This window comes from Lentzea atacamensis (assembly GCF_003269295.1).
GTDB lineage: Bacteria > Actinomycetota > Actinomycetes > Mycobacteriales > Pseudonocardiaceae > Lentzea > Lentzea atacamensis.
Window position 1 is genome coordinate 1 of sequence record NZ_QLTT01000005.1, and the last position, 19,942, is coordinate 19,942.

General features: G+C 67.8%; 20 protein-coding genes and 1 riboswitch. Of the genes, 7 read left to right on the forward strand and 13 right to left on the reverse strand.

The annotated features are described in order from the left end of the window. Nucleotides 1–424: 424 nt before the first annotated feature. From C8D87_RS22610 to C8D87_RS22620, 3 genes are all read right to left on the reverse strand, one after another. Nucleotides 425–1,768, reverse strand: a complete 1,344-nt coding sequence (locus tag C8D87_RS22610) for a polysaccharide lyase 6 family protein (protein ID WP_112228290.1) — start codon at nt 1,766–1,768, stop codon at nt 425–427. A gap of 136 nt (nt 1,769–1,904) precedes the next feature. Further along, nucleotides 1,905–3,251: a polysaccharide lyase 6 family protein gene (locus C8D87_RS22615; RefSeq protein ID WP_112228291.1), complete on the reverse strand. Its 1,347-nt coding sequence runs from the start codon at nt 3,249–3,251 to the stop codon at nt 1,905–1,907. Nucleotides 3,252–3,295: 44 nt separating this feature from the next. Further along, on the reverse strand, nt 3,296–3,730 hold the full coding sequence (locus C8D87_RS22620) for an NUDIX domain-containing protein (RefSeq protein WP_112228292.1): 435 nt from the start codon (nt 3,728–3,730) through the stop codon (nt 3,296–3,298). Nucleotides 3,731–3,802: 72 nt separating this feature from the next. Here C8D87_RS22620 and C8D87_RS22625 point away from each other — a divergent pair, with 72 nt between their 5' ends. The 6 genes from C8D87_RS22625 (at nt 3,803) to C8D87_RS22650 (ending at nt 10,055) form a co-directional block, all read left to right on the forward strand. Next, nucleotides 3,803–4,735 (forward strand): SPFH domain-containing protein, encoded by a 933-nt coding sequence (locus tag C8D87_RS22625; RefSeq protein WP_112228293.1) that lies wholly within the window; start codon nt 3,803–3,805, stop codon nt 4,733–4,735. Next, on the forward strand, nt 4,735–4,962 hold the full coding sequence (locus C8D87_RS22630) for a type II toxin-antitoxin system antitoxin (protein WP_112228294.1): 228 nt from the start codon (nt 4,735–4,737) through the stop codon (nt 4,960–4,962). The genes C8D87_RS22625 and C8D87_RS22630 overlap by 1 nt, the downstream gene beginning before the upstream one ends. Nucleotides 4,963–4,979: 17 nt before the next feature. After that, nucleotides 4,980–6,371 carry an AAA family ATPase gene (locus tag C8D87_RS22635; RefSeq protein WP_112228295.1) on the forward strand — a complete coding sequence of 464 codons (1,392 nt, stop codon included), beginning with the start codon at nt 4,980–4,982 and terminating at the stop codon, nt 6,369–6,371. A gap of 115 nt (nt 6,372–6,486) precedes the next feature. Next, nucleotides 6,487–8,751, forward strand: coding sequence for a glycoside hydrolase family 3 N-terminal domain-containing protein (locus tag C8D87_RS22640; protein ID WP_146771833.1), 2,265 nt, complete (start codon nt 6,487–6,489; stop codon nt 8,749–8,751). Between the two features lie 126 nt (nt 8,752–8,877). Then, nucleotides 8,878–9,144 (forward strand): 30S ribosomal protein S20, encoded by a 267-nt coding sequence (gene rpsT, locus C8D87_RS22645; protein WP_109642775.1) that lies wholly within the window; start codon nt 8,878–8,880, stop codon nt 9,142–9,144. Between the two features lie 107 nt (nt 9,145–9,251). After that, a complete protein-coding gene (locus C8D87_RS22650) occupies nt 9,252–10,055 on the forward strand; it encodes a class I SAM-dependent methyltransferase (protein ID WP_146771834.1) in 804 nt (267 codons plus the stop codon). On the opposite strand, the gene holA is transcribed toward C8D87_RS22650, so the two are convergent. Then, nucleotides 10,056–11,033: a DNA polymerase III subunit delta gene (gene holA / locus C8D87_RS22655; RefSeq protein ID WP_109642779.1), complete on the reverse strand. Its 978-nt coding sequence runs from the start codon at nt 11,031–11,033 to the stop codon at nt 10,056–10,058. A 78-nt stretch (nt 11,034–11,111) separates the two neighbouring features. Continuing rightward, a riboswitch (SAM riboswitch) is annotated at nt 11,112–11,237 on the forward strand. Nucleotides 11,238–11,248: 11 nt separating this feature from the next. On the opposite strand from holA, the gene thrC reads away from it, so the two are divergent. Further along, nucleotides 11,249–12,505, forward strand: a complete 1,257-nt coding sequence (thrC, locus tag C8D87_RS22660) for a threonine synthase (RefSeq protein ID WP_109642780.1) — start codon at nt 11,249–11,251, stop codon at nt 12,503–12,505. Nucleotides 12,506–12,578: 73 nt separating this feature from the next. Here thrC and C8D87_RS46075 read toward each other — a convergent pair whose 3' ends face one another. The 9 genes from C8D87_RS46075 to nadD all read right to left on the reverse strand — a co-directional run bounded on the left by C8D87_RS46075 (nt 12,579) and on the right by nadD (nt 19,874). Beyond that, a complete protein-coding gene (locus C8D87_RS46075) occupies nt 12,579–12,752 on the reverse strand; it encodes a hypothetical protein (protein ID WP_170155379.1) in 174 nt (57 codons plus the stop codon). Beyond that, a complete protein-coding gene (locus tag C8D87_RS22670) occupies nt 12,713–15,325 on the reverse strand; it encodes a ComEC/Rec2 family competence protein (protein ID WP_233440297.1) in 2,613 nt (870 codons plus the stop codon). The genes C8D87_RS46075 and C8D87_RS22670 overlap by 40 nt, the downstream gene beginning before the upstream one ends. Nucleotides 15,326–15,469: 144 nt before the next feature. Continuing rightward, nucleotides 15,470–16,153, reverse strand: a complete 684-nt coding sequence (locus C8D87_RS22675) for a helix-hairpin-helix domain-containing protein (protein ID WP_112228298.1) — start codon at nt 16,151–16,153, stop codon at nt 15,470–15,472. An 87-nt stretch (nt 16,154–16,240) separates the two neighbouring features. Then, nucleotides 16,241–17,134: a DegV family protein gene (locus C8D87_RS22680; RefSeq protein ID WP_109642787.1), complete on the reverse strand. Its 894-nt coding sequence runs from the start codon at nt 17,132–17,134 to the stop codon at nt 16,241–16,243. 20 nt (nt 17,135–17,154) lie between these two features. Then, entirely contained in the window at nt 17,155–17,868 is a 714-nt protein-coding gene (gene octT / locus C8D87_RS22685; protein ID WP_112228299.1) for a diglucosylglycerate octanoyltransferase, read from the reverse strand. Further along, a complete protein-coding gene (locus C8D87_RS22690) occupies nt 17,865–18,470 on the reverse strand; it encodes a histidine phosphatase family protein (protein ID WP_109642791.1) in 606 nt (201 codons plus the stop codon). Before C8D87_RS22690 ends, octT begins: the two co-directional genes overlap by 4 nt. A gap of 8 nt (nt 18,471–18,478) precedes the next feature. Next, complete coding sequence (gene rsfS, locus C8D87_RS22695; protein WP_109642793.1) at nt 18,479–18,862, reverse strand: ribosome silencing factor; 384 nt, start codon at nt 18,860–18,862, stop codon at nt 18,479–18,481. Between the two features lie 141 nt (nt 18,863–19,003). Continuing rightward, entirely contained in the window at nt 19,004–19,207 is a 204-nt protein-coding gene (gene cspE, locus C8D87_RS22700; RefSeq protein WP_030468099.1) for a transcription antiterminator/RNA stability regulator CspE, read from the reverse strand. Between the two features lie 85 nt (nt 19,208–19,292). Further along, a complete protein-coding gene (gene nadD / locus C8D87_RS22705; protein WP_109642796.1) occupies nt 19,293–19,874 on the reverse strand; it encodes a nicotinate-nucleotide adenylyltransferase in 582 nt (193 codons plus the stop codon). Nucleotides 19,875–19,942: the final 68 nt, after the last annotated feature.

Sequence of the window (19,942 nt, forward strand, 5' to 3'; positions counted from 1 at the left end):
TTCGTCCTGAGCCAGGATCAAACTCTCCAATAAGGATTGTGTTGATCGCTCCAGACGGAATATGTCTGGCAATCTGGTAAAACTACTCAAAGGAATACTCCTGACGAGGAGTATTCATATTACTGACTGTGTTATCGGCACGCTGTTGAGTTCTCAAAGAACACGCGCTCACCGGATCCAATCTCCGTTTCCGGAGAGTTTCACTCGGGGCTTGTGTTGCTGAAGCTTATTTTGTCCTGCTCGCCGGTGTCAAATCGGCCTCTCAGAGGCCCTTTGTCTTCCGGCTTGTGCCCCGCTCGTTCCGGTTTTGATTTCCGGCCCGTTCCGCGCTGGCAGAGAGAACATTACACGGGGCTGTTTCGATCTCCAAATCGGGGGGTCCTGGTGACCGCGAAACGTGCGGCCACCAGGACAAACAGGGGGATCAGGGTGCGTTGACGCCGACGTCCACGCTCGTGAGCGGCCTGCGGATGGCCGACGAGTTGTACTCGTCGGCCCCCACATCGGGCTTGCCGACGCGGGACTGCGAGTCGAAGTCCCGCGTCACGTAGGAGTACGTGCCCGCGGAGGTCTCGATCGCCGGGCTGCCGGACGCCAGGCGCAGGAGACCCTTGGAGTCGCGCACCAGCTTCGGGTCTACCGAGCGGTAGCCGGACGAGATGCCGGCGGTGCCGCCCCAGATGATGTTGCCCTCGTACTTCACGGTCGAGCCGCTCATCATCTCGATGAACTTCGCCGACGAACCCTTGATGATGTTGTTCGCGAACACGCAGTCCTTCGGCGCGTAGGTGCTGGTGTCGCTGTCGACCACGGCGCCCGTGCCGATCAGGGTGTTGAACGCGACCGTCACGCGGTCCGGCCGGTCGTGCAGCTTCGAGGTCGGGCCGCTGTCGGTCTCGGAGCCCTTGCCGAACACGATCGCGCGGTCCCCGGTGTTCTCCACGTAGTTGTTGAACACCTTGTGGTCGTTCCCGTGGAACCGCACGCCGCTGCCGAACAGCAGGTTGCCCTCGACCGTGGAGCGGTGGCCGTGGCGCAGCACGATGTAGCCCTTGCTGTTGCGGATCGTGTTGAAGCGAACCGTGTTGTCCGAGGACTTCACGGAGATGGCCTCCGGGTCGCCGTTCGCCTTCTCCAACAGGTTGTTCTCGATGACGGCGTAGGCAGACAGCTGCTGTTTGTAGCTGTAGCCGAGCCGGATCGACTCGCCGCCGTTCAGGCCGGTGTAGCTGTGGTTGTAGAAGTAGTTGTGGTGAACCCTGGTCCGTTGGGCGATCTTGCCGTCAGGGCCGGCGATCTGCAGGTACACGCCCTCGTTCGTGCGGTTCGAGAACGTGTTGTGGTCGACCTCGACGTCGTTGGCGCTCACGGTGAGGGAGGCACCCGGCTTGTCGCCGTTGAACGTCGTGCGGGTGATGCGGGTCCCGTAGGCCTCCGCCGGCACGGACAGGGAGCTCGTACCGTTGAAGACGAAACCTTCGATGGTGACACCGCGCACCGCACCGAACTCGAAGCCGCTGGTGTTGAACACCGCGCGACCGGTGTTCTTGGCCGCGATGGCGATCTTCGACTTCGTGATCTTGATGGGCTTGCCGGGGCGGTGCACTCCGTCCTCGAGCAGGATGCGCTGACCGGCTTTGGCCGAGTTGATCGCGGCCTGCAGGGAGGCAACGTTCGGCACGGTGACGACCGCCGCACTCGCGGGCGCCTGGACGAAGATGGACGACAGCAGGGTGGCCGCGCCCACAGCGGCCAGTGATCGGATCATTCGCCAACTCCTATGGTGGCCCGTCGGTGGCGGTGGACCGAAAGGTACCGAGGAGTTCCTGCGGACGGGGTAGTTCGGCGGGGGCCGCTTGCCCCGCCCAGCAGGTAAGGCTCCGATGTCTGCCCTCAAGGGCAGGCTATGGCGCGGAAGGCCCCACGTCAGCCTTGGTCAGCGCTTTGCGGATTGCCGAGGTGCTGTACTCGTCCGCTCCGACGTCCGGCTTGCCCGACCGCGCCTGTGGGTCGAAGTCCCGCGAGACGTAGGAGTAGCTGCCGGTGGATGCGTCGATCGCCGGACTGCCGGACGCCAGCCGGAACAGGCCGCCCGCGTCCTTCACGAGCTTCGGGTCCGCGGAGCGGTAGCCGGACGACGGCATGCTGCCGCCGGTACCGCCCCAGATGACGTTGCCCTCGTACTTCACGGTCGAACCGCTGTGCATGGAGACGACACCACCGGACGAGCCCTTGATGATGTTGTTCGCGAGCACGCAGTCCTTCGGCTTGAAGTCACCGCCGTCGCTGTCGACCACGGCGCCGGTACCGATCAGCGTGTTGAACGCGACCGTCACGCGGTCGGGGCGATCGTGCAGCTTCGAGGTCGGACCGCTGTCCGCCTCCTTGCCGGAACCGAACACCATCGCACGGTCGCGGGTGTTCTCCACGTAGTTGTTGTAGATCTTGTGGTCGTTGCCGTGGAACCGGATGCCGCTGTTGAACAGCAGGTTGCCCTCGACCGTGGTGCGGTGGCCGTGGCGCAGGACGATGTAGCCCTTGCTGTTGCGGATCGTGTTGTAGCGGACCGTGTTGTCCGAGGACTTGATGGAGATGGCTTCGGCGTCACCGTCTGCCTTCTCGAACAGGTTGTGCTCGACGATCGCGTTCGCCGACTTCGACTGCTTGTGGCTGTAGCCGAGCCGGATCGACTCACCACCGTTCGAGCCGGAGAACTGGTGGTTGTAGAAGTAGTTGTGGTGGATCCAGGTCCGCTTGGCGATGTCACTGCCGGGGCCGGTGACCTGCAGGTACACGCCCTCGTTCGTGCGGTTGGAGAACGTGTTGTGGTCGACCTGCACGTCGTCGGCGCCCACGCTGAGCGAAGCGCCGTTCTTGTTGCCGTTGTAGGTGTTGCGGGTGATGCGCGCGGCCTGGGCTCCCGGCGGTACCGACAGCGTGCTGGTGCCGTCGAAGACGAAGCCCTCGACGGTCACGTTCTTGACGTCGCCGAGCTCGAACCCGCCGCTGGTGAACACCGTGCCGCCGACGGTCTGGGCGGCCACGGTGATCCCGGACCTGGTGATCTTGATGGGCTGGTCGGCCACGTGCACGCCGTTCGCGAGCACCAGGCGCTGACCGGGCCGAGCCGAGTCGATCGCGGCCTGCAGGGAGGACACGCTCGACACCCCGACGACCGCCGCGAAGGCGGGCACGTGGACGAAGGACGACAGCAGGGCGGCCGCGCCCACTGCGGCCAGTGATCGGATCATTCGCCAACTCCGTTGATGGGAAGCTGGCGGCGGTAAGGCCTAAGTTAGCGCAAGATTCCGGCAGCAGGGGTAGTTCGGTACAAACCAAGGGCCGTGTCAATGGACGGCACGCGGTCAAGTTGTCCGATGTCTGCGACCGGGAACCACTGCGCGAGGTCGGTTGTGCCGTCCACCTCGTACCGCAGCTCGCCGCCCACGATCCGGACCTCGTACATGATCCGCAGGGCGTGGTAGTCGCGGTCGGGTTCCTCGCGGAGTTCCGAGTCGATGCCGAGCAGCCGCAGCACCTCGACCTCGAACCCGGTCTCCTCCTCGTACTCGCGGATGACCGCGTCGTGCGGGTGCTCCCCGTGGTCGATGCCGCCGCCGGGGAGGATCCAGCGCTTGCCGTTGGGGCCGAGCCAGCGCGCGAGCAGGATCTCGTCGTTCTCGTTGATGCACACCCCGTACGCGGCCACGCGCTGCTTCTTCGCCCTCATGCGGATCAGCCTAGCTGGCGATCATGGCGGAAAAGTGATATCACTTAGCTACTACTTCGATAGGGGGTTCGAATGAGCGCTGTGGCCGACACGAAGGTGCACATGCCGGCACCTGTCGTGCGTGAGAAGCACGCACGGGAGCTGCCCGGTCTGCCGATGTTCCTCGCAGGACTGGTGGTGTTCGCGGTGGGCGTGTGGGTGCTCGTACGAGAGATCATGAACGCGGACAGCAGCGGCACCGACCCGTCGGCGGCGATCCTCATCATCGCGGTGCTGTTGTTCCTGGCGGCATCGCTGATCATGAAGGGGCTCTTCACCGTGGCGCCGGGTGAGGCGCGGGTGCTGCAGTTCCTCGGCCGCTACGTGGGCACGGTGCGCACGGACGGCCTGCGGTGGGCGAACCCGGTCACCACGCGCCAGAAGATCTCGACCCGGATCCGCAACCACGAGACGGCGACGCTCAAGGTCAACGACGCCGACGGCAACCCGATCGAGATCGCCGCGGTCGTTGTGTGGCAGGTGGAAGACACCGCGCGCGCACGGTTCGAAGTGGACGACTTCGTGCGGTTCGTCGGCATCCAGACCGAGACCGCTGTCCGGCACATCGCGACGAGCTACCCGTACGACAACCACGAAGAAGTCGGGCTGTCGTTGCGGGAGAACGCGGACGAGATCACCGAGACGCTCGCGATCGAGATCGCGGCACGCGTGCAGTCCGCCGGCGTGAAGGTGATCGAGTCGCGGCTCACGCACCTCGCGTACGCGCCGGAGATCGCACACGCGATGCTTCAGCGGCAGCAGGCGAGCGCGGTCGTGGCGGCACGGACGCGGATCGTCGAGGGCGCCGTCGGCATGGTCGAGCTCGCGTTGCACCGTCTCGCCGAGCAGGACGTCGTCGAGCTCGACGAGGAGCGCAAGGCTGCGATGGTCTCGAACCTGCTCGTCGTTCTGTGCGGTGACCGTTCCACTCAGCCCGTGGTGAACGCAGGGTCGCTCTACACCTGATGGCTGACCGCAAAAGCGTTCTGCTCAGGCTTGATCCGGCGGTGCACGACGCGTTGAGCAGGTGGGCGAACGACGAGCTGCGCAGCACCAACGCGCAGATCGAGTTCCTGCTGCGGCGTGCGCTGGCGGAGGCGGGCCGGCTGCCCAAAGAGGCAAAGAAAATGCCTCGGCGTGGCAGGCCACCGAAGGAACCTGACCAAAAGGCTGAGGCCGGACCTGCCGACTAGTGCGTACGGTGGAATCAATGACAGATCTCCACACATCTGACGCACGATCACTCGCGTCGGCTCTGCAGGGGTTGCTGGAGGAGGCCAGGAAACTGGTCTCCGACGGCGCGGAGTCGACGCTGGTCCGGAAGGTGACCGACCACATCGGAATCCCGATGAGACAGGTCCCGACCGTGACAGCCAGGTTCATGGGGTGGGAGCACGTGAACGTGCACCACGGAATCGAAACCTATCTGGCGGAACACTCTCCGGGGGCGGAGTGGTTCGGGATCGCGGGCAGACGCTCGTTCCAGTACCTGTCCGACATGCTGAGCGGAGCAGTGCACGACGGCAGCTTCGGTCTCGGGCCCGTCGACTACGCGACCGTCGCCACCGGCCCCGACACCGCGATCGAGGCGGTGCAGCTCGGGCTGGTCCCCTCCCGATCACCGGACGGCGAGCCCGTGGTCCTCGCGGTGCAGGGTCCCGGCGAGGACTGCGACGCCCAGTGTTCGCTGCAGGTGCTGGCAGCGTCCAGGGAGACCGCGACGGCCACCCGGGAGGCGGTCGAAAGCCACATCACGCGGCACAACCTGTTCCAGGGCAAGGTGATGGCGTTCGGGCTGAGCGAGCACCGCCGCAACCAGCTGCTCACCTTCCTGCCGAGACCGTCGTTGCGATCTGAAGACGTCGTTCTGCCAGAGGGCGTGCTGGACGCGATCGAACGCCACGTCGTGCGCACAGCCTCACAAAGCGCGCGGCTGCAAGCACACGGGCAGCATCTGAAACGAGGACTTCTGCTCCACGGTCCGCCTGGCACCGGCAAGACGCACACGATCCGGTACCTGATGGGACGGCTGGGATCCTCGACGGTGATCGTGCTGAGCGGCATCGCGATGTTCAAGCTCCTGAAAGTGGCGACGTCGATGGCACGGAAGCTCGCACCGTCGGTGGTCGTCGTCGAAGACGTCGACCTGATCGCCGAGGATCGGCGCCACACGGAGACCGGCAACCCGGCGTTGTTCGAGCTGCTGAACGAGATGGACGGTGTCGGCTCCGAGGCGGACGTGACGTTCGTGCTCACCACGAACCGGGTGGACGTGATGGAACAGGCCCTCGCCCAGCGGCCTGGCCGGATCGACCTCGCGATGCACGTCCCGTTGCCCGATGAGGAAGGCCGCGAACGGCTGCTGCGGCTTTACGCGTCCGGTACTCGTCTGGATCTGCCGGACGCTTCGGCGATCGTGGCTGCGAGCAAGGGCGTGACGGCGTCGTTCATGAAGGAGCTCGTGCGGCGGGCGACGTTGATCGCGTTGGACCAGCAGCCCGAGGTGGAACGCGTGCGGCTCGACGAGGCGACGATCTCGGCCGCGCTGGCCGAGCTGCTGGATGAAAAGCAGTCGCTGACACGGAGCGTCCTGGGCGGCTGAACAGGCGTTTCACCAGCATGAAACCGCTTCCACGGAGTTCCTCCGTTCGGGGGTGTTTTTGTCCTACTCCTCCACGCGATCGTGTGCGGCGGGCGCACGGGAGCGTGGAGGAGTCTTGTCTTTGTTTTCCCGCAAGCGCGCCGGTCTCGGCGTGCTGGGCGTTGCTGTGCTGATCGCGTCGCTGACACCTGCAGGTGGTGTCGCGGCGGGCAAAGAGATCTATTTGGACGCTCGGGCGTCGACGGAGCGGCGGGTCGAGGACCTGCTGCGGAGAATGACGCTCGAGGAGAAGATCGGGCAGATGGCGCAGATCCGCGTCGGGAAGCTGCGCGGTGACTGCAACAACGTCAACGGACCGTTGGTGGAGTCGTGCCTGAAGGCGGTGCTGTCGGACGCGCACGTGGGCTCGATCCTGTCCGGCGGTGGTGACGCACCGCTGGAGAACACGCCCAAGGCGTGGGCCGAGATGAACAATGCGATCCAGCGCTACGCGTTGGAGAACAACAGGTTGAAGATCCCGATCATCTACGGCGCGGACGGTGTGCACGGGCACAACAACGTCATCTCCGCGACGATGTTCCCGCACCAGATCGGGCTCGGTGCGACGTGGAACCCCGCGCTGCAGGAGCAGATCGGTGTGTCGGCGTCGAAGGCGTTGCGCGCGACCGGTGTGTTCTGGAACTTCGCGCCGGTGTCGGACATCGCGCGCGACACGCGTTGGGGGCGTTACTACGAGACCTACAGCGAGGACCCGTTCCTCGCGGGACAGCTGGCGGCGGCGAACGTGCGTGGACAGCAGTCCAAGGTGGACGACACGGCTCAGCTGACCGCGACCGCGAAGCACTTCGCTGGGTACTCGGCGCCGGCGAACGGGCACGACCGCGCGGCTGCGCAGATTCCCGTCCGCCAGCTGCAGGACGTGGTGCTGCCGCCGTTCCAGGCGCAGTTCGACGCGGGCGTGAAGACCGTGATGATCAACTCCGGTTCGCTCAACGGTGTGCCGGTGCACGCGTCGAAGTACATGCTGCAGAAACAACTGCGTGAGCGCATGGGCTTCAAGGGCGTCGCGGTGTCGGACTGGCAGGACATGAAGTACCTGGTGGACCGGCACAAGGTCGCGCCCGACTACAAGACCGCGATCGCGATGAGCGTCAACGCCGGTGTGGACATGGCGATGGAGCCCTCGAACGCGGCCGAGTTCACGTCGCTGCTGCTGGCGAACGTGCGCGACGGTTCGGTGTCGCGCGGGCGGATCGACCAGGCCGTGCGGCGAGTGCTGAAGCTCAAGTTCGACCTGGGGCTGTTCGAGAAGCCGTACGTGGACCCGGCGAAGGCCGACGGCAACGTGGTGAACGTGGACCGCCCGCTGGCACGTCAGGCAGCGGCCGAAGGCACCGTGCTGCTGAAGAACGACGGCGTGCTGCCGCTCTCGGGTTCGGCGAAGAAGATCGTCGTGACCGGTGAGACCGCGGACGACGTGCGCCGCCAGCTCGGCGGCTGGACGGTCGAGTGGCAGGGCGTGCCGGACGACTCACCGCTGCCGCCGACCGCGACCGTGCTGACCGGCGTGCGTGAGGCTGTTCCTGGTGCGTCTGTTGTGCACGCTGCGACTCCTGCTGCTGCCGTTTCTGAAGCCGCTGGTGCGGACGCGGTCGTCGTCGTCCTGGGCGAGAAGCCAGGTGCGGAGGGTCCGGCCGACACGGAGAACCCGGCACTGACTCCTGAGCAGCAGGCGTGGGTCGACACGGTGCAGGCGACCGGCAAGCCGGTGGTCGTGGTGCTGCTGACCGCCCGTCCCCAGGTGCTCGGCGGTGCCGCAGACGCGAACGCGCTGGTCGCGGGCTGGTTGCCGGGCAGCGAGGGCGGCCGGGCCATCGCCGACGTGCTGTTCGGCGCGGTGAACCCGAGCGGCAAGCTGCCGGTGTCGTGGCCTCGGACGCTGGGTGATCCGACCCTCACCTACGACCAGCTGCCGGGCGCGAACACGTCGGCGGGCGCGAAGTACGACCCGCTGTACGCGTTCGGGCACGGGCTGTCGTACACCTCGTTCGCGACCTCGGGCACGTCGGTGGCCGTTGATCGCTCGACGGGCGTGGTGAAGTTCACGGTGGCGAACACCGGCGGGCGTGCGGGCACGGTCGTGGTGCCGGTCCACGTGCGCCAACCGGCCTCCCCGGTGCTGACGCCCGACCAGCGCCTGGTGGGCTGGACGCGCGTGGAACTCGCTGCGGGACAGTCGAAGCAGGTCGAGGTGTCGTTCAAGCTCTCGCAGCTCGCGCTGACCGTGGGCGACGTGGACGGCGACGGCCGGCGTGAGGTCGCCCGCGGCGGCTACGAGGCCGTGGTGGGCGCGGAGAAGGCCGCCTTCACGGTGCGCTGAGCTGGCCTGATATCCTTCGTCGTCGTGAATGCGCGGCACTCCGCCGTGGAGGAGAGCCGGTCGTCGAGGCCGGTGCCGACCAAGCGCGTCACGAACTCCGGTTTCGACACAGAAGGGTGATGTCGCATGGCGAACATCAAGTCCCAGCTCAAGCGGATCAAGACCAACGAGAAGGCGCGCCTTCGCAACAAGTCGGTCAAGTCGTCCCTCAAGACGGCCATCCGCAAGTTCCGCGAGGCTGCCGAGGCCGGTGACAAGGCGAAGGCCCTGGAGCTGCTGCAGGACGCGTCCCGCAAGCTCGACAAGGCCGCCACCAAGGGTGTCATCCACCCGAACCAGGCCGCCAACAAGAAGTCGGCGATGGCGCTGCGCGCGAACCAGCTCGAGGGCTGATTCAGCACGGCACAAGCCTCTGAGAAGGGCCTGCTCCTCGTTGAGCAGGCCCTTTTCGCTGTCGAGGAGTGGACTGCCGGTCCGGTTGCGCGGTAGGGATGGGAACCATGGAATCGCTTCCGCGCATCGACTTCGTGGAACTGCACGATCTGGACCGCATCCCTGCCGTGCTGCGCACCCTGCACACCGAGTCCATCGTGACGATCTACCGGCTGACGGACGCCGCACGGGCGTACTCGGTCCCGTTGTCGATCGCCCTGCGCGAGGGCGCCTCCCACCGGATCGTCGACCTCTGCGCGGGCTCTGGCGGGCCGGTACCGCTCATCCAGCGCAAACTGCACCGCGAGGGCATCCACACCCAGGTCACGCTGACGGACCTGGTGCCGAACGTCCGTGCCTTTCAACGCGTTCAGGCTGCACACCGGCGACGGCTGCCAAACTGCTGTTCCGTGGACTACGTCTCGTCGTCCGTGGACGCCACCGACTGCACGGTCGAGGGAACGCGGACGATCTACGGCGCCTTCCACCACTTCCCGCCGGCGATCGCTGCCCGGATGCTGCAGAACGCCGTCGACACCCGCTCGCCGATGGTCGTCGTCGACACCAAGCGGTCGTTCCTGTACGTGCTGCTCTTCCCGTTCCTGATCACACTGGCCGTGCTGCTTTCGGCACCGTTCCAGCGCAATCCCCTGCCGCGCTACCTCCTGCGGCTGGCGCTGACCTACCTCGTGCCGGTGCTGCCGTTCATGATGTTCTTCGACAGCGTCGTGTCGTTCCTGCGCATGTACGGGCGCGCGGAACTGCGGCGGATGGTCGACGGCCTGGCCGGCACCGAGACGTTCACGTGGAAGATCGGCGTCGTGCCGGGCTTCACCGGCGCCCAGTACCTGATCGGGATCCCCCGCGACTGATCAGCGGCGGCCGTGCGCGGCGACGATCTTGAGCACCGCACGTTCCAGCGCGTAGTCGGCGTCGGCCGCCACGCCCTTGACGTCGGCGTTGAGCCCCGCGACGACCTGCATCGCGTCGGCGAGGCCCGACTGGTCCCAGCCGCGGGCCTGAGCCTGCGCCTTCTTGATCTTCCACGGCGGCATGCCCAGCGGACCGGCCAGGCTGAACGGGTCGGCCCGGCCCACCGCGGACACACGCGCGACCGTGCGCACAGCGTCCGCCAAGGCGTCCGCGACCAGCACGTGCGGCACGCCCAGCTGCATGGCCCAGCGCAACGCCTCCATGGCGCCCGCCCGGTCACCGGTCACGGCCTTCTCGGCGACCGCGAACCCGGTCACCTCGGCCTTGCCCTGGTGGTAGCGGCGGATCTCGTCGACCGTCACCTTGCCGTCGGTGTCGGAGACGAGCTGGGACGCCGCCGCGGCGAGCTCGCGCAGGTTCGTGCCCACGGCGTCGATGAGCGTGGCGACGGCCTCGGGGTCGATCTTGCCGCCCGCCTGCCGCACCTCGTTGCGGACGAAGGCCTCCCGATCACCCGGCTTGGTGACCTTCGGGCACTCGATGACCACGGCGCCGGCCTTCTTCAGTTGTCCAGGCAGGTCCTTGGCCGCCTTGCTGCGGCCACCGCCCGTGTGCACGACGACGAGCGTGATCCCGTCCGCGGGCGCCTTGGCGTAGGAGACGACCGCGTCGGCGATCTCCTTGCCGATCTCCTGCGCGTTCTGCAGAACGATCACGCGACCCTCGGCGAACAGCGACGGACTGACCAGCTCGGCCAGCTCGGGAGGCGTGAGATCAGTCACCTGCACGCGGGTCAGGTCGGCGTTCGAATCGGCCTTGCGTGCGGCCTCGAGAGCCGCCCGAACAGCCCGTTCGACCAGCAACTCCTCCTCGCCGACGACGAGGTGCAGTGACTCCGGTGCGCTCACGCTCCGCATCCTCCCACGTCCCGGATCGTGGACGTCTGTGGCTGAGCAATGGGCTCTTGTCGTAGCTTGGTGACCACAACTGAACACCGCTCATCCAGAGGGGCAGAGGGACCGGCCCGAAGAAGCCCCGGCAACCGGCGTCAGCGCTATCACCATGCGCAGACGATCACGGTGCCAATTCCGACCCGTTCGATTTCGCGGGAAAGATGAGGAGATACCTCGCGATGACTGCTGTCTCTGTGCCCACGAGCACGAAGTTCGACCTCGGCCCCGCCCGCGCACTGCTGTGCCGTGAGTGCGGAAATGAAACTCCTCTCGCTCCTGAGTACGCCTGTCTGGAGTGTTTCGGGCCGCTGGAAGTGGCCTACGACTTCGGCAAGATCCGGCGCGAGGACATCGAAGCCGGCCCCAGGTCGATCTGGCGCTACCGCGGCCTCCTCCCCGTTCCGTCCACTGTGGAACAGCACCCGAACACCGACCCCGGCGGCACCCGCCTGGTCGAGGCACACAACCTCGCCAAGGCACTGGGCGTGCGCAAGGTCTGGGTGAAGGACGACACCGGCAACCCCACCCACTCCTTCAAGGACCGCGTGGTCGGCGTCGCGCTCGCCGCGGCCCGCGAGCTCGGCTTCAAGGTGCTGGCCTGCCCCTCCACCGGCAACCTGGCGAACGCAGTAGCCGCGGCAGCCGCCCGCGCGGGCTGGCAGTCGGTGGTTCTCGTTCCCTCCTCTCTCGAGCGCGCCAAGATCCTGATGAGCGCCGTCTACGAGGGCGCCCTGATCGCCGTCGACGGCAACTACGACGACGTGAACCGCCTGGCCCAGGAACTCGCCGCGGAGCACGAGGACTGGGCGTTCGTGAACGTCAACGTCCGCCCGTACTACGCGGAGGGCTCGAAGACCCTCGGCTACGAGGTCGCCGAGCAGCTCGGCTGGCGCCTGCCCGACCAGATCGTGGTGCCCATCGCGTCCGGCTCGCAGCTCACCAAGGTCGACAAGGCGTTCCGCGAGCTCGGCCAGCTCGACCTCGTCGAAGCCACCCCGTACCGCGTGTTCGGCGCCCAGGCCACCGGCTGCAGCCCGGTGTCCGCCGCCTACAAGGAAGGCCACGACGTCATCCGCCCGGTCCGCCCGGACACCATCGCCCGCTCGCTGGCGATCGGCGCCCCGGCCGACGGCCCCTACGTGCTCGACGCGGTCCGCCGCACGAACGGCGCCATCGAAGACGTGACCGACGAAGAGGTCGTCGAGGGCATCAAGCTCCTCGCCCGCACCGAGGGCATCTTCGCCGAGACCGCCGGCGGCGTGACCGTGGCGACGGCGAAGAAGCTGATCGAGTCGGGCCAGCTCGACCCGGACGGCGAGACCGTGCTGCTGATCACCGGCGACGGCCTCAAGACCCTCGACGCGCTCGGCGACACGGTCGGCCCGCGCGCGACGGTGCCGGCGTCCGCAGAGGCCGTCATCAAGGCACTGGGCTGATCACGCTGCTTTGATCACCTCCTTCCGGTCCGGGGACGTTCACGCGTCCCCGGACCGCGTTGTCTCCGTTGTGTCAGAAGGAAATGGCGTCCGTCTTCATCCAGCCGGTACGCGGAAAGCGTTGCAGGCAGTCCATCACGTGCGGCCCGATCGGGTTCACGTTCGCGCGCCACGCCACGATTCGTTGCGGCCACGGGGCTTCCGCCTTCAGCACGTTGTAGTGGTAGTCGTGCCAGTCGTGCGGCACGATCCGCAGTTCGTCGTCGAACACGTACTCCGAGACGAGGTCGTACGCCTCCTCCGGTTCGGCGGCCTTGGTCGGTGGCAGCACGTGCGTAGTCGTCGCCTTGTAGGTGAGGGCTCGGGTGCCGTCTTCGAGTGTTTCGCAGATGTAGTAACCGAAATCGGGTTTGAGCTCGTCGTGCGGCCATGGCGTCGCCGAGTAGTTCGTCTGCCACAGGGCCCACGCAAGCCCGGGCGTGCCACCGGGAACCGGGTAGCGCGCGTTGTACAGCCTGATCCAGACCATCCTCTTCTCCTTCGTACTATTCGGTTTCCCGGCAACACCGCCAGGTCTCCGTCCCTGTCCGTGCGCAACACCAGCGCACCTCCCGCCCGCAACATGTCCATCACGTGCGGACTCGGGTGCCCGTAGCGGTTGCCCGTGCCGACGCTCACCAGCGCCACCCGCGGCCGCACGGCCTTGAGAAACGCGGGCACCGAGTACCGCGAGCCGTGGTGCGGCACCTTGAGCACCTCGGCACCCAGGTCCCGCTCCCCCAGCAACGCCGACTGGCCGGCCAGCTCGACATCGCCGGTGAGCAGCACTCGGCCCGCTCTGGTGTGTGCTTTGAGGACGAGCGAGTAATCGTTGACCGTCGTGTTCGTGTCTCCTGCTGTCGGTGGCCGTCGTGGCCCCAGCACCTCCACTTCCAGTCCGGGCCAGGCAAACCGCTCACCGGCCTTCGGCTCCACCACCCGCACGCCACGACTGCGGGCCTGTTGACCGACCTCCTTCCACGCCCACGCGGGCTCCTTGAGCGGCCCCACCGCCACCGCACCCACCGCACGCCCGGTGAGCACAGCCGACAGGCCCTGGACGTGGTCCGCGTGCAAATGCGTCAACACGACCAGAGGAATCCTCTTGATTCCCAACGTCTTCAGGCACCGGTCGACGGCACCGGGATCGGGCCCGGTGTCCACCACGACCGCGCGGTCGGCGTCGTCGGTCGCCAGAACCAGTGCGTCGCCCTGGCCCACATCGCAGGTGATCACCTTCCACCCGTCCGGCGGCCAGGCCGGCGCCACGACCTTCAGCGGCACCAGCACCACGAAGACGCCGACCAGCACGGCGACGACCAACGTCCGCGTCTTCTTGAGGCGCAGCAACAACACCACCGTCGCCACGACCACGGTCAACGCGATCGCCCCGAGCCAGCCCTCCGGCCACCTGACGGACGCGCCGGGCACGGTCGCCGCCTGCCGCCCGACCTGGATGAGCCACGTCACCGCGGGTCCGGCGACGTGCACGACCAGTTCGGCGGCCGGGTCCCAGAGCGGCGCGACGGCTGCCGCCGCCACGCCCAGCACCGTCGCGGGTGCGACCACCGGCCCCGCGACCAGGTTGGCGACGATCGCCACGAGGCTGACCTGACCGGAGAGCCCGGCGACCAACGGAGCCGTTGCCAGGCTTGCGGCCGTCGGTACGACGATCGCCTCGGCCAGGCCGCTGGGCACGCCGCGTTCCTTCAGCGCCCGCGACCACTTCGGCGCCACCAGCACCAGCGCCGCCGTCGCCACCACGGAGAGCGCGAACCCCGGATCGCCGCCCAGCGCGGGATCGACGAGGACCAGCAGGAGGATCGCGGTCGCGAGGCTCGGGAGCGTGGACCGGCGCCGGCCCAGCACGAGCGCCAGCAGCGTGACGGCACCCATGACCGCGGCTCTGAGCACGCTGGGCTCCGGACCCGCGAGGACCACGAACCAGACCAAGGCCGCCATCGCTGCCGCGGCCGCTGTACGCGGGCCGGCCCTGAGTCGCTTGGCCACCAGGTAGACCGCGCCGCACACGATCGCGAGGTTCGCGCCGCTCACCGCAAGCAGGTGCGCGAGGCCGGCGGTGCGGAACTCGTCGACGATGCGAGGCACCATCTGGTCGGTGTCGCCCACCACCAGTGCCGGCAGGAGGCCGGCTTCCTCGGCATCGAGGACCTCGCTGGCTTCCTTCAGACCGTCGCGGAGGTGGTCCGCCCAGCTCTGCCAGATCGGAGGTGGCCGCGGGTCGGTCGGCGGGCCGCGGACTCGCAGGACTGCCGAGGTGAGATCGCCGCCTCGGGGCGGGGCGAGCGTGCCCCTGGCCGTGACTCTTTGGCCTGGCAACAGGTTTCGCCACTTGTCGGCCGGTGCCAGCAGGACCAGTTTGGCGCCGTTCGCCTTCGCCGTGATGACCACGTGGTCGACGCCTGCCTGGTGGCCGCCGAAGCCTGCGGCCCTGATGCCTTTCGGCCTGGTCGTGAGTTCGACGGTGAGAGTGGTCGTACGGCCTTCGTCGGCGGCCAGTCGGAGCGGGTGGGTTTCGGCTCTCAGGACGTTGCTGCCCACCCAGGCCGCGGCAACCGGGCCGGAGATCAGGAGGGCGATCGCGCAGGTCCTGGTCCACCAGGCTCTGCGCCACGCGGCCAGGCCGATGGCCCCTGCCGCGAGGCCCGTGAGGACTGCCGCCTGCCAGCTGAGGAAGAGACCGGCGACGGCGGTCGCCCACACCGCTGCCGCGGCGGGGACCAGCCGGTAGTCGTGGGTTATCGAGTGCTTGCGGACCACCGGAGCCTCCGTTGTCCTGACTCGAGCAGCAGTCGCTCGGTGGCGCGGGTGGATTGGGGTGTGGCTCGGCGGGTGATGCGGACAGAACGCATGACCAGACTCCTGTTGGAGAGCAGCGGGGCTGAACCGGATCGGAAGAGCGGGTCAGGTGTGGACCAGCTCGGCCAGCTTGGCCAGCTTGGTGTCGCCGATGCCTTCCACCTCGCGGAGTCGGTCGACCGAGGCGAACGGGCCCTTGCGGGTGCGGTGCTCGACTATGCGCTGCGCCGTCACCGGGCCCACGCCGGGCAGGGCGTCCAGTTCGGCGGCCGTTGCCGCGTTCAGGTCCAGCTTGGACGGGGCGGCGCCGGGTGCGGCCTGGGGCGGCAGGCCGACGGCTATCTGCTCGCCGTCGGCCAGTTTGCGGGCCAGGTTCAGGTTGTGGAGGTCGGTGCCCGGCTTGATGCCGCCTGCCAGGCGGACGGCGTCGGCCACTCTGGCGCCGGAGGTCACCGTCACCAGGCCGGGGGTGGCCACCTCGCCAACCACGTTCACAACCAGTTCCTGGGCCGCGGCCGTGGTGCTCACGAGGGCCACGGCCGGGGCCGGTTCGGCGGCGGGGCTCTGCCACCAGCTGCCCAGGCCGATCACGGTGCAGGCGACGACTATGCCCAGGGCCAGGAGGCCTCGGCGTGGCAGGCGCGGCAGGTGAAGGCGGCGGCGGGGTTTGCCGTGTTCGTCGGAGTCTTCGGAGCGGGCGTAGACCAGGGTCGGGTCGGCGCGGACCTTGGCGGCCAGGGCTGCCAGGCGTTCGCTCGGGCTGTCGGCAGGGTGGGGGCGGGGGAGCATGGGGGCGACGCTACGGAGCGGGGTGGGTGGGGTGACCGGGTTGGCTCCGGGGCTGTGGATTACTCGCGGGTTGTGGACAGGTCGCGATCACTCGGGGCTTGAGGACGCGGAATTGTCGGGGGTGTGTGGGAGGATGTCGGGCCCTCCCGGCAGCACCACCACGCCCAGCACTCCTGGGCCCGTGTGGGCACCGATCACCGCGCCGACCTCGGAGATCACGCATCCCGTCGAGCCTGGCAGGCGTTCGTCCAGCCGGGTCGCCAGTTCCGCGGCGCGTTCGGGAGCTGCCAGGTGGTGCACGGCCAGGCCTACCGGGCCATCGCCCGCCGCGGCCGCAGCCAGGTCGACCAGACGGCCCACGGCCCGGCTCATCGTGCGGACCTTCTCCAGCGGCACGATTCGGCCGTCGTCCATGTGCAGCAGCGGTTTCACGGCCAGCGCGGTCCCCACCAGCGCCGCCGCCGTGCCGATCCGCCCGCCCCTGCGCAGGTGGTCGAGGGTTTCGAGGCAGAAGAACATCCTGGTCTGCGCGGCGGCAGAGGTGGCGGCCTCCTCGACGGCAGCGTGTGAACGTCCATCAGCGACGGCCGCACACGCGCGCAACACCGCGAAACCGAGCCCCATGCCCGTCGAGCGCGAGTCGACCACGCGAATCCGGGACGGGTCGATCTCCTCGGCAGCCAGCCGCGCCGCCTCCCACGTCCCGGACAGCTCACGAGAGAGATGCACGGACACGATCGCGTCCGACGACGACAGGACGTCCCGGTACACGGCAGCCATCTCGCCTGGCGTCGGGCGAGACGTGGTCACGCGGCGGTGCTCGGCAAGGGCGCCGGCCAGCTCGAATGGACCGAAGTCGACGCCATCGAGGCGTCCGGCACCGTCCACCGCCACGTGCAGCGGCACCACGGTGATCGAATGGCGCTTCGCGAACCCCTCGGGCAGGTATGCCGTGGAGTCGGTGACGATGGAGATGCGCACGAGCGACGAGCCTACGGGGCTCACTCCTCCGTGGGACTCAACGCCACGGACGAGATGAGGGCGGCCATCGCCTTGCCCACCAGCTCGTGGCCCTCCCAGCCCCAATGCATCCCGTCTGGATTTCCTGCGCCGGAACGCACGTGCTCACCGATCACGGCCGGCAGGTCCAGCAACGGCACTCCCGCACGTGAGGCCCAGCCACGCACGGCCGCAGCCGCAGCCGCGTGTCCGTCATGCACAAAGCGATACGTGGGAGCCCGGTGCACCGACGGCACGATCCCCACCGCCGGCATCGTGTACTGGAGGTTGCGCACCGACTGGAGCATGTCCCGCAGGTACCGCGCAGTCAGCGCCGGAGGTAACGCCGTGCGCGCGTAGGGCGCCAACAGCGGTTGGACGTCCCGATAACGCGCCCGCACCCACTTCCGCAACCAGTCAGGCCGCACATAACGCAGCCCCTCGCGCAAGTACGTGGGCAACGGCGACGGCAGCGTGTCCATGCTCCCCACCGCGAACACCAGAACGTCGGTGCGAGGCAGCAACGACCAGATCCGCGGATCCCCGGTCAACGCCCACCAGGCGTCCCGAGCCGTCCACCCGAACCCGGCCGCCAGCTCCGCTGAACCACCCAGCTCAGCGGCACAGATGTTGTGCCACAACCGCGGGTGATCAGCGGGTAACGGCCCGGAAGGCCCGAAGAACGACAGCGAGTCCCCGAGGACGAGCAGTCTCAACGCGTGATGCCCGCGTTGTAGGAGGAGAGCCGCCAACGGCCGTTGCGCCGCGTGAACACCGTCCAGTGGCAGTTGGAGATCCCACCGAGCTGCGACCACGACGGCACCGGCAAGTCCAGCAACCGCCCGGTCAACGCACTGATGAGCCCGCCGTGCGCGCACAGCATCACCGTGCCGGAGAACTCCGCGTCCACCTCGGTCACGACCTCGACGGCCCGAGCGGCCACCTCGACGCGCGACTCACCGTCCGGCGGCGTGTAGGTCGGATCGGTCCGCCACACCGTGATGGCGCCCGGCCACTCCTGCTCCACCTCGGCCGTGGTCAGTCCCTGCCACTTGCCCAGATGGGTTTCGCGCAGCCGCTCGTCGATCCGCAGCGGGATGTCCGTCGATGAGGTGAAAACCCCAGCGGTGTTGCGCGCGCGTTGCAGGTCGGACGCGACCACGATCTCCGGCTCGAACCCGGCGAGCACCGGGACGGCGAACCTGGCCTGGTTCAAGCCGGTCTCGGTGAGCGCCGAGTCCAGATGACCCTGCAGACGACCTGTCGCGTTGTAGTCGGTCTCACCGTGCCGCCACAGCACGAGCCGGCTCAGGGCCATCAGCTACCTCATTCAGCCGTGGACTCGGCGGGGACGTCCGCTTCGAACTCGATGCGCGGGCAGTCCTTCCACAGTCGCTCCAGGCCGTAGAAGCTGCGCTCCTCCGTGTGCTGCACGTGCACCACGACGTCCACGAAGTCCAGCAACACCCAACGGCCCTCGCGAGCCCCTTCGCGGCGCACCGGCTTCGTGCCGGCCTCCCGCAGCTTCTCTTCGATGTTGTCGACGATCGCGCCGACCTGCCGCTCGTTCGGAGCGGACGCGATCACGAACACGTCAGTGATCACGAGCTGGTCGGAGACGTCGAGCACCGTCACGTCGTGCGCCTTCTTGTCGGCCGCTGCGTTCGCCGCGACCAGCGCCAGCCGTCGTGCCTCGTCGGTGGCTGCCACGTCACTCCTCTGACTTCCGGCGAGCGTCGATACGCCCACACGAGTTACTGAGGGTACCGGCGACCGCCAACCGTTACGTCGCACGCGGGCATGAGGAAGGCCACCCCAGCGCCCTGGAGTGGCCTTGAACTGCGTTGAAACTCAGAGCGGGCGGACCTGCTGGGCCTGCGGCCCCTTCTGTCCCTGCCCGACCTCGAACTCGACCTTCTGGTTCTCCTCGAGCGAGCGGAACCCCTTGGACTGGATCTCCGAGTAGTGCACGAAGACGTCAGCCGAGCCGTCGTCGGGGGCGATGAAGCCGAACCCCTTCTCGGCGTTGAACCACTTCACGGTGCCTGTAGCCAAAGCCTTGCCTTTCACCAACCAGCAACAACGCGATGATTGTTGCTCCCCGAGACCGCGGATGCACGCGAAATCCACCCAAAGGTGGTCACGACTCGGAGTACAAGCCGGTTTTGGCGATGTACTGGACCACACCGTCTGGGACCAAATACCAAACCGGCTGGCCCGAAGCGGTCCGCGCGCGGCAGCCGGTGGAGGAGATGGCCATGGCCGGGACCTCGACGAGCGACACGGCTCCTGGCGGCAGGTGATGGTCAATCAGCGTGTAGCCCGGACGGGTGACCCCGATGAAGTGGGCCAGTTCGAACGCATCCGCGGCGCGCTTCCACGACAGGATCTGCTCCAGCGCGTCGGCGCCGGTGATGAAGAACAGGTCCGCGTCCGGGTACTGCTTCTTCAGGTCCGTGAGCGTGTCCACGGTGTACGTGGGGCCGTCGCGGTCGATGTCCACGCGACTGACCGAGAAGCGGGGGTTGGACGCGGTGGCGATGACCGTCATCAGGTAGCGGTCCTCGGCGGGCGACACCTCGCGCGACGACTTCTGCCAGGGCTGACCCGTCGGCACGAAGATCACGCGGTCCAGGTCGAACCTGGCCTGCACCTCGCTGGCGGCCACGAGGTGGCCGTGGTGGATGGGGTCGAACGTGCCACCCATGACGCCGATGCGCATCAAAACAGCGTAGACGGGCGCGGACCGCTCCCATGGTCCTGCGCCCGTCGTGCTGATCACACCGGACG

What these genes read in the sequence shown, in the direction of transcription:
- C8D87_RS22625 (WP_112228293.1), top strand. Translation starts at nt 3,803, where the DNA reads ATGAGCGCTGTGGCCGACACGAAGGTGCACATGCCGGCACCTGTCGTG.
- nadD (WP_109642796.1), bottom strand. Translation starts at nt 19,874, where the DNA reads ATGCGCATCGGCGTCATGGGTGGCACGTTCGACCCCATCCACCACGGC.
- holA (WP_109642779.1), bottom strand. Translation starts at nt 11,033, where the DNA reads ATGCGGAGCGTGAGCGCACCGGAGTCACTGCACCTCGTCGTCGGCGAG.
- rpsT (WP_109642775.1), top strand. Translation starts at nt 8,878, where the DNA reads ATGGCGAACATCAAGTCCCAGCTCAAGCGGATCAAGACCAACGAGAAG.
- C8D87_RS22620 (WP_112228292.1), bottom strand. Translation starts at nt 3,730, where the DNA reads ATGAGGGCGAAGAAGCAGCGCGTGGCCGCGTACGGGGTGTGCATCAAC.
- C8D87_RS22630 (WP_112228294.1), top strand. Translation starts at nt 4,735, where the DNA reads ATGGCTGACCGCAAAAGCGTTCTGCTCAGGCTTGATCCGGCGGTGCAC.
- C8D87_RS22635 (WP_112228295.1), top strand. Translation starts at nt 4,980, where the DNA reads ATGACAGATCTCCACACATCTGACGCACGATCACTCGCGTCGGCTCTG.
- C8D87_RS22610 (WP_112228290.1), bottom strand. Translation starts at nt 1,768, where the DNA reads ATGATCCGATCACTGGCCGCTGTGGGCGCGGCCACCCTGCTGTCGTCC.
- thrC (WP_109642780.1), top strand. Translation starts at nt 11,249, where the DNA reads ATGACTGCTGTCTCTGTGCCCACGAGCACGAAGTTCGACCTCGGCCCC.
- C8D87_RS22650 (WP_146771834.1), top strand. Translation starts at nt 9,252, where the DNA reads ATGGAATCGCTTCCGCGCATCGACTTCGTGGAACTGCACGATCTGGAC.
- C8D87_RS22690 (WP_109642791.1), bottom strand. Translation starts at nt 18,470, where the DNA reads ATGGCCCTGAGCCGGCTCGTGCTGTGGCGGCACGGTGAGACCGACTAC.
- C8D87_RS22615 (WP_112228291.1), bottom strand. Translation starts at nt 3,251, where the DNA reads ATGATCCGATCACTGGCCGCAGTGGGCGCGGCCGCCCTGCTGTCGTCC.
- C8D87_RS22675 (WP_112228298.1), bottom strand. Translation starts at nt 16,153, where the DNA reads ATGCTCCCCCGCCCCCACCCTGCCGACAGCCCGAGCGAACGCCTGGCA.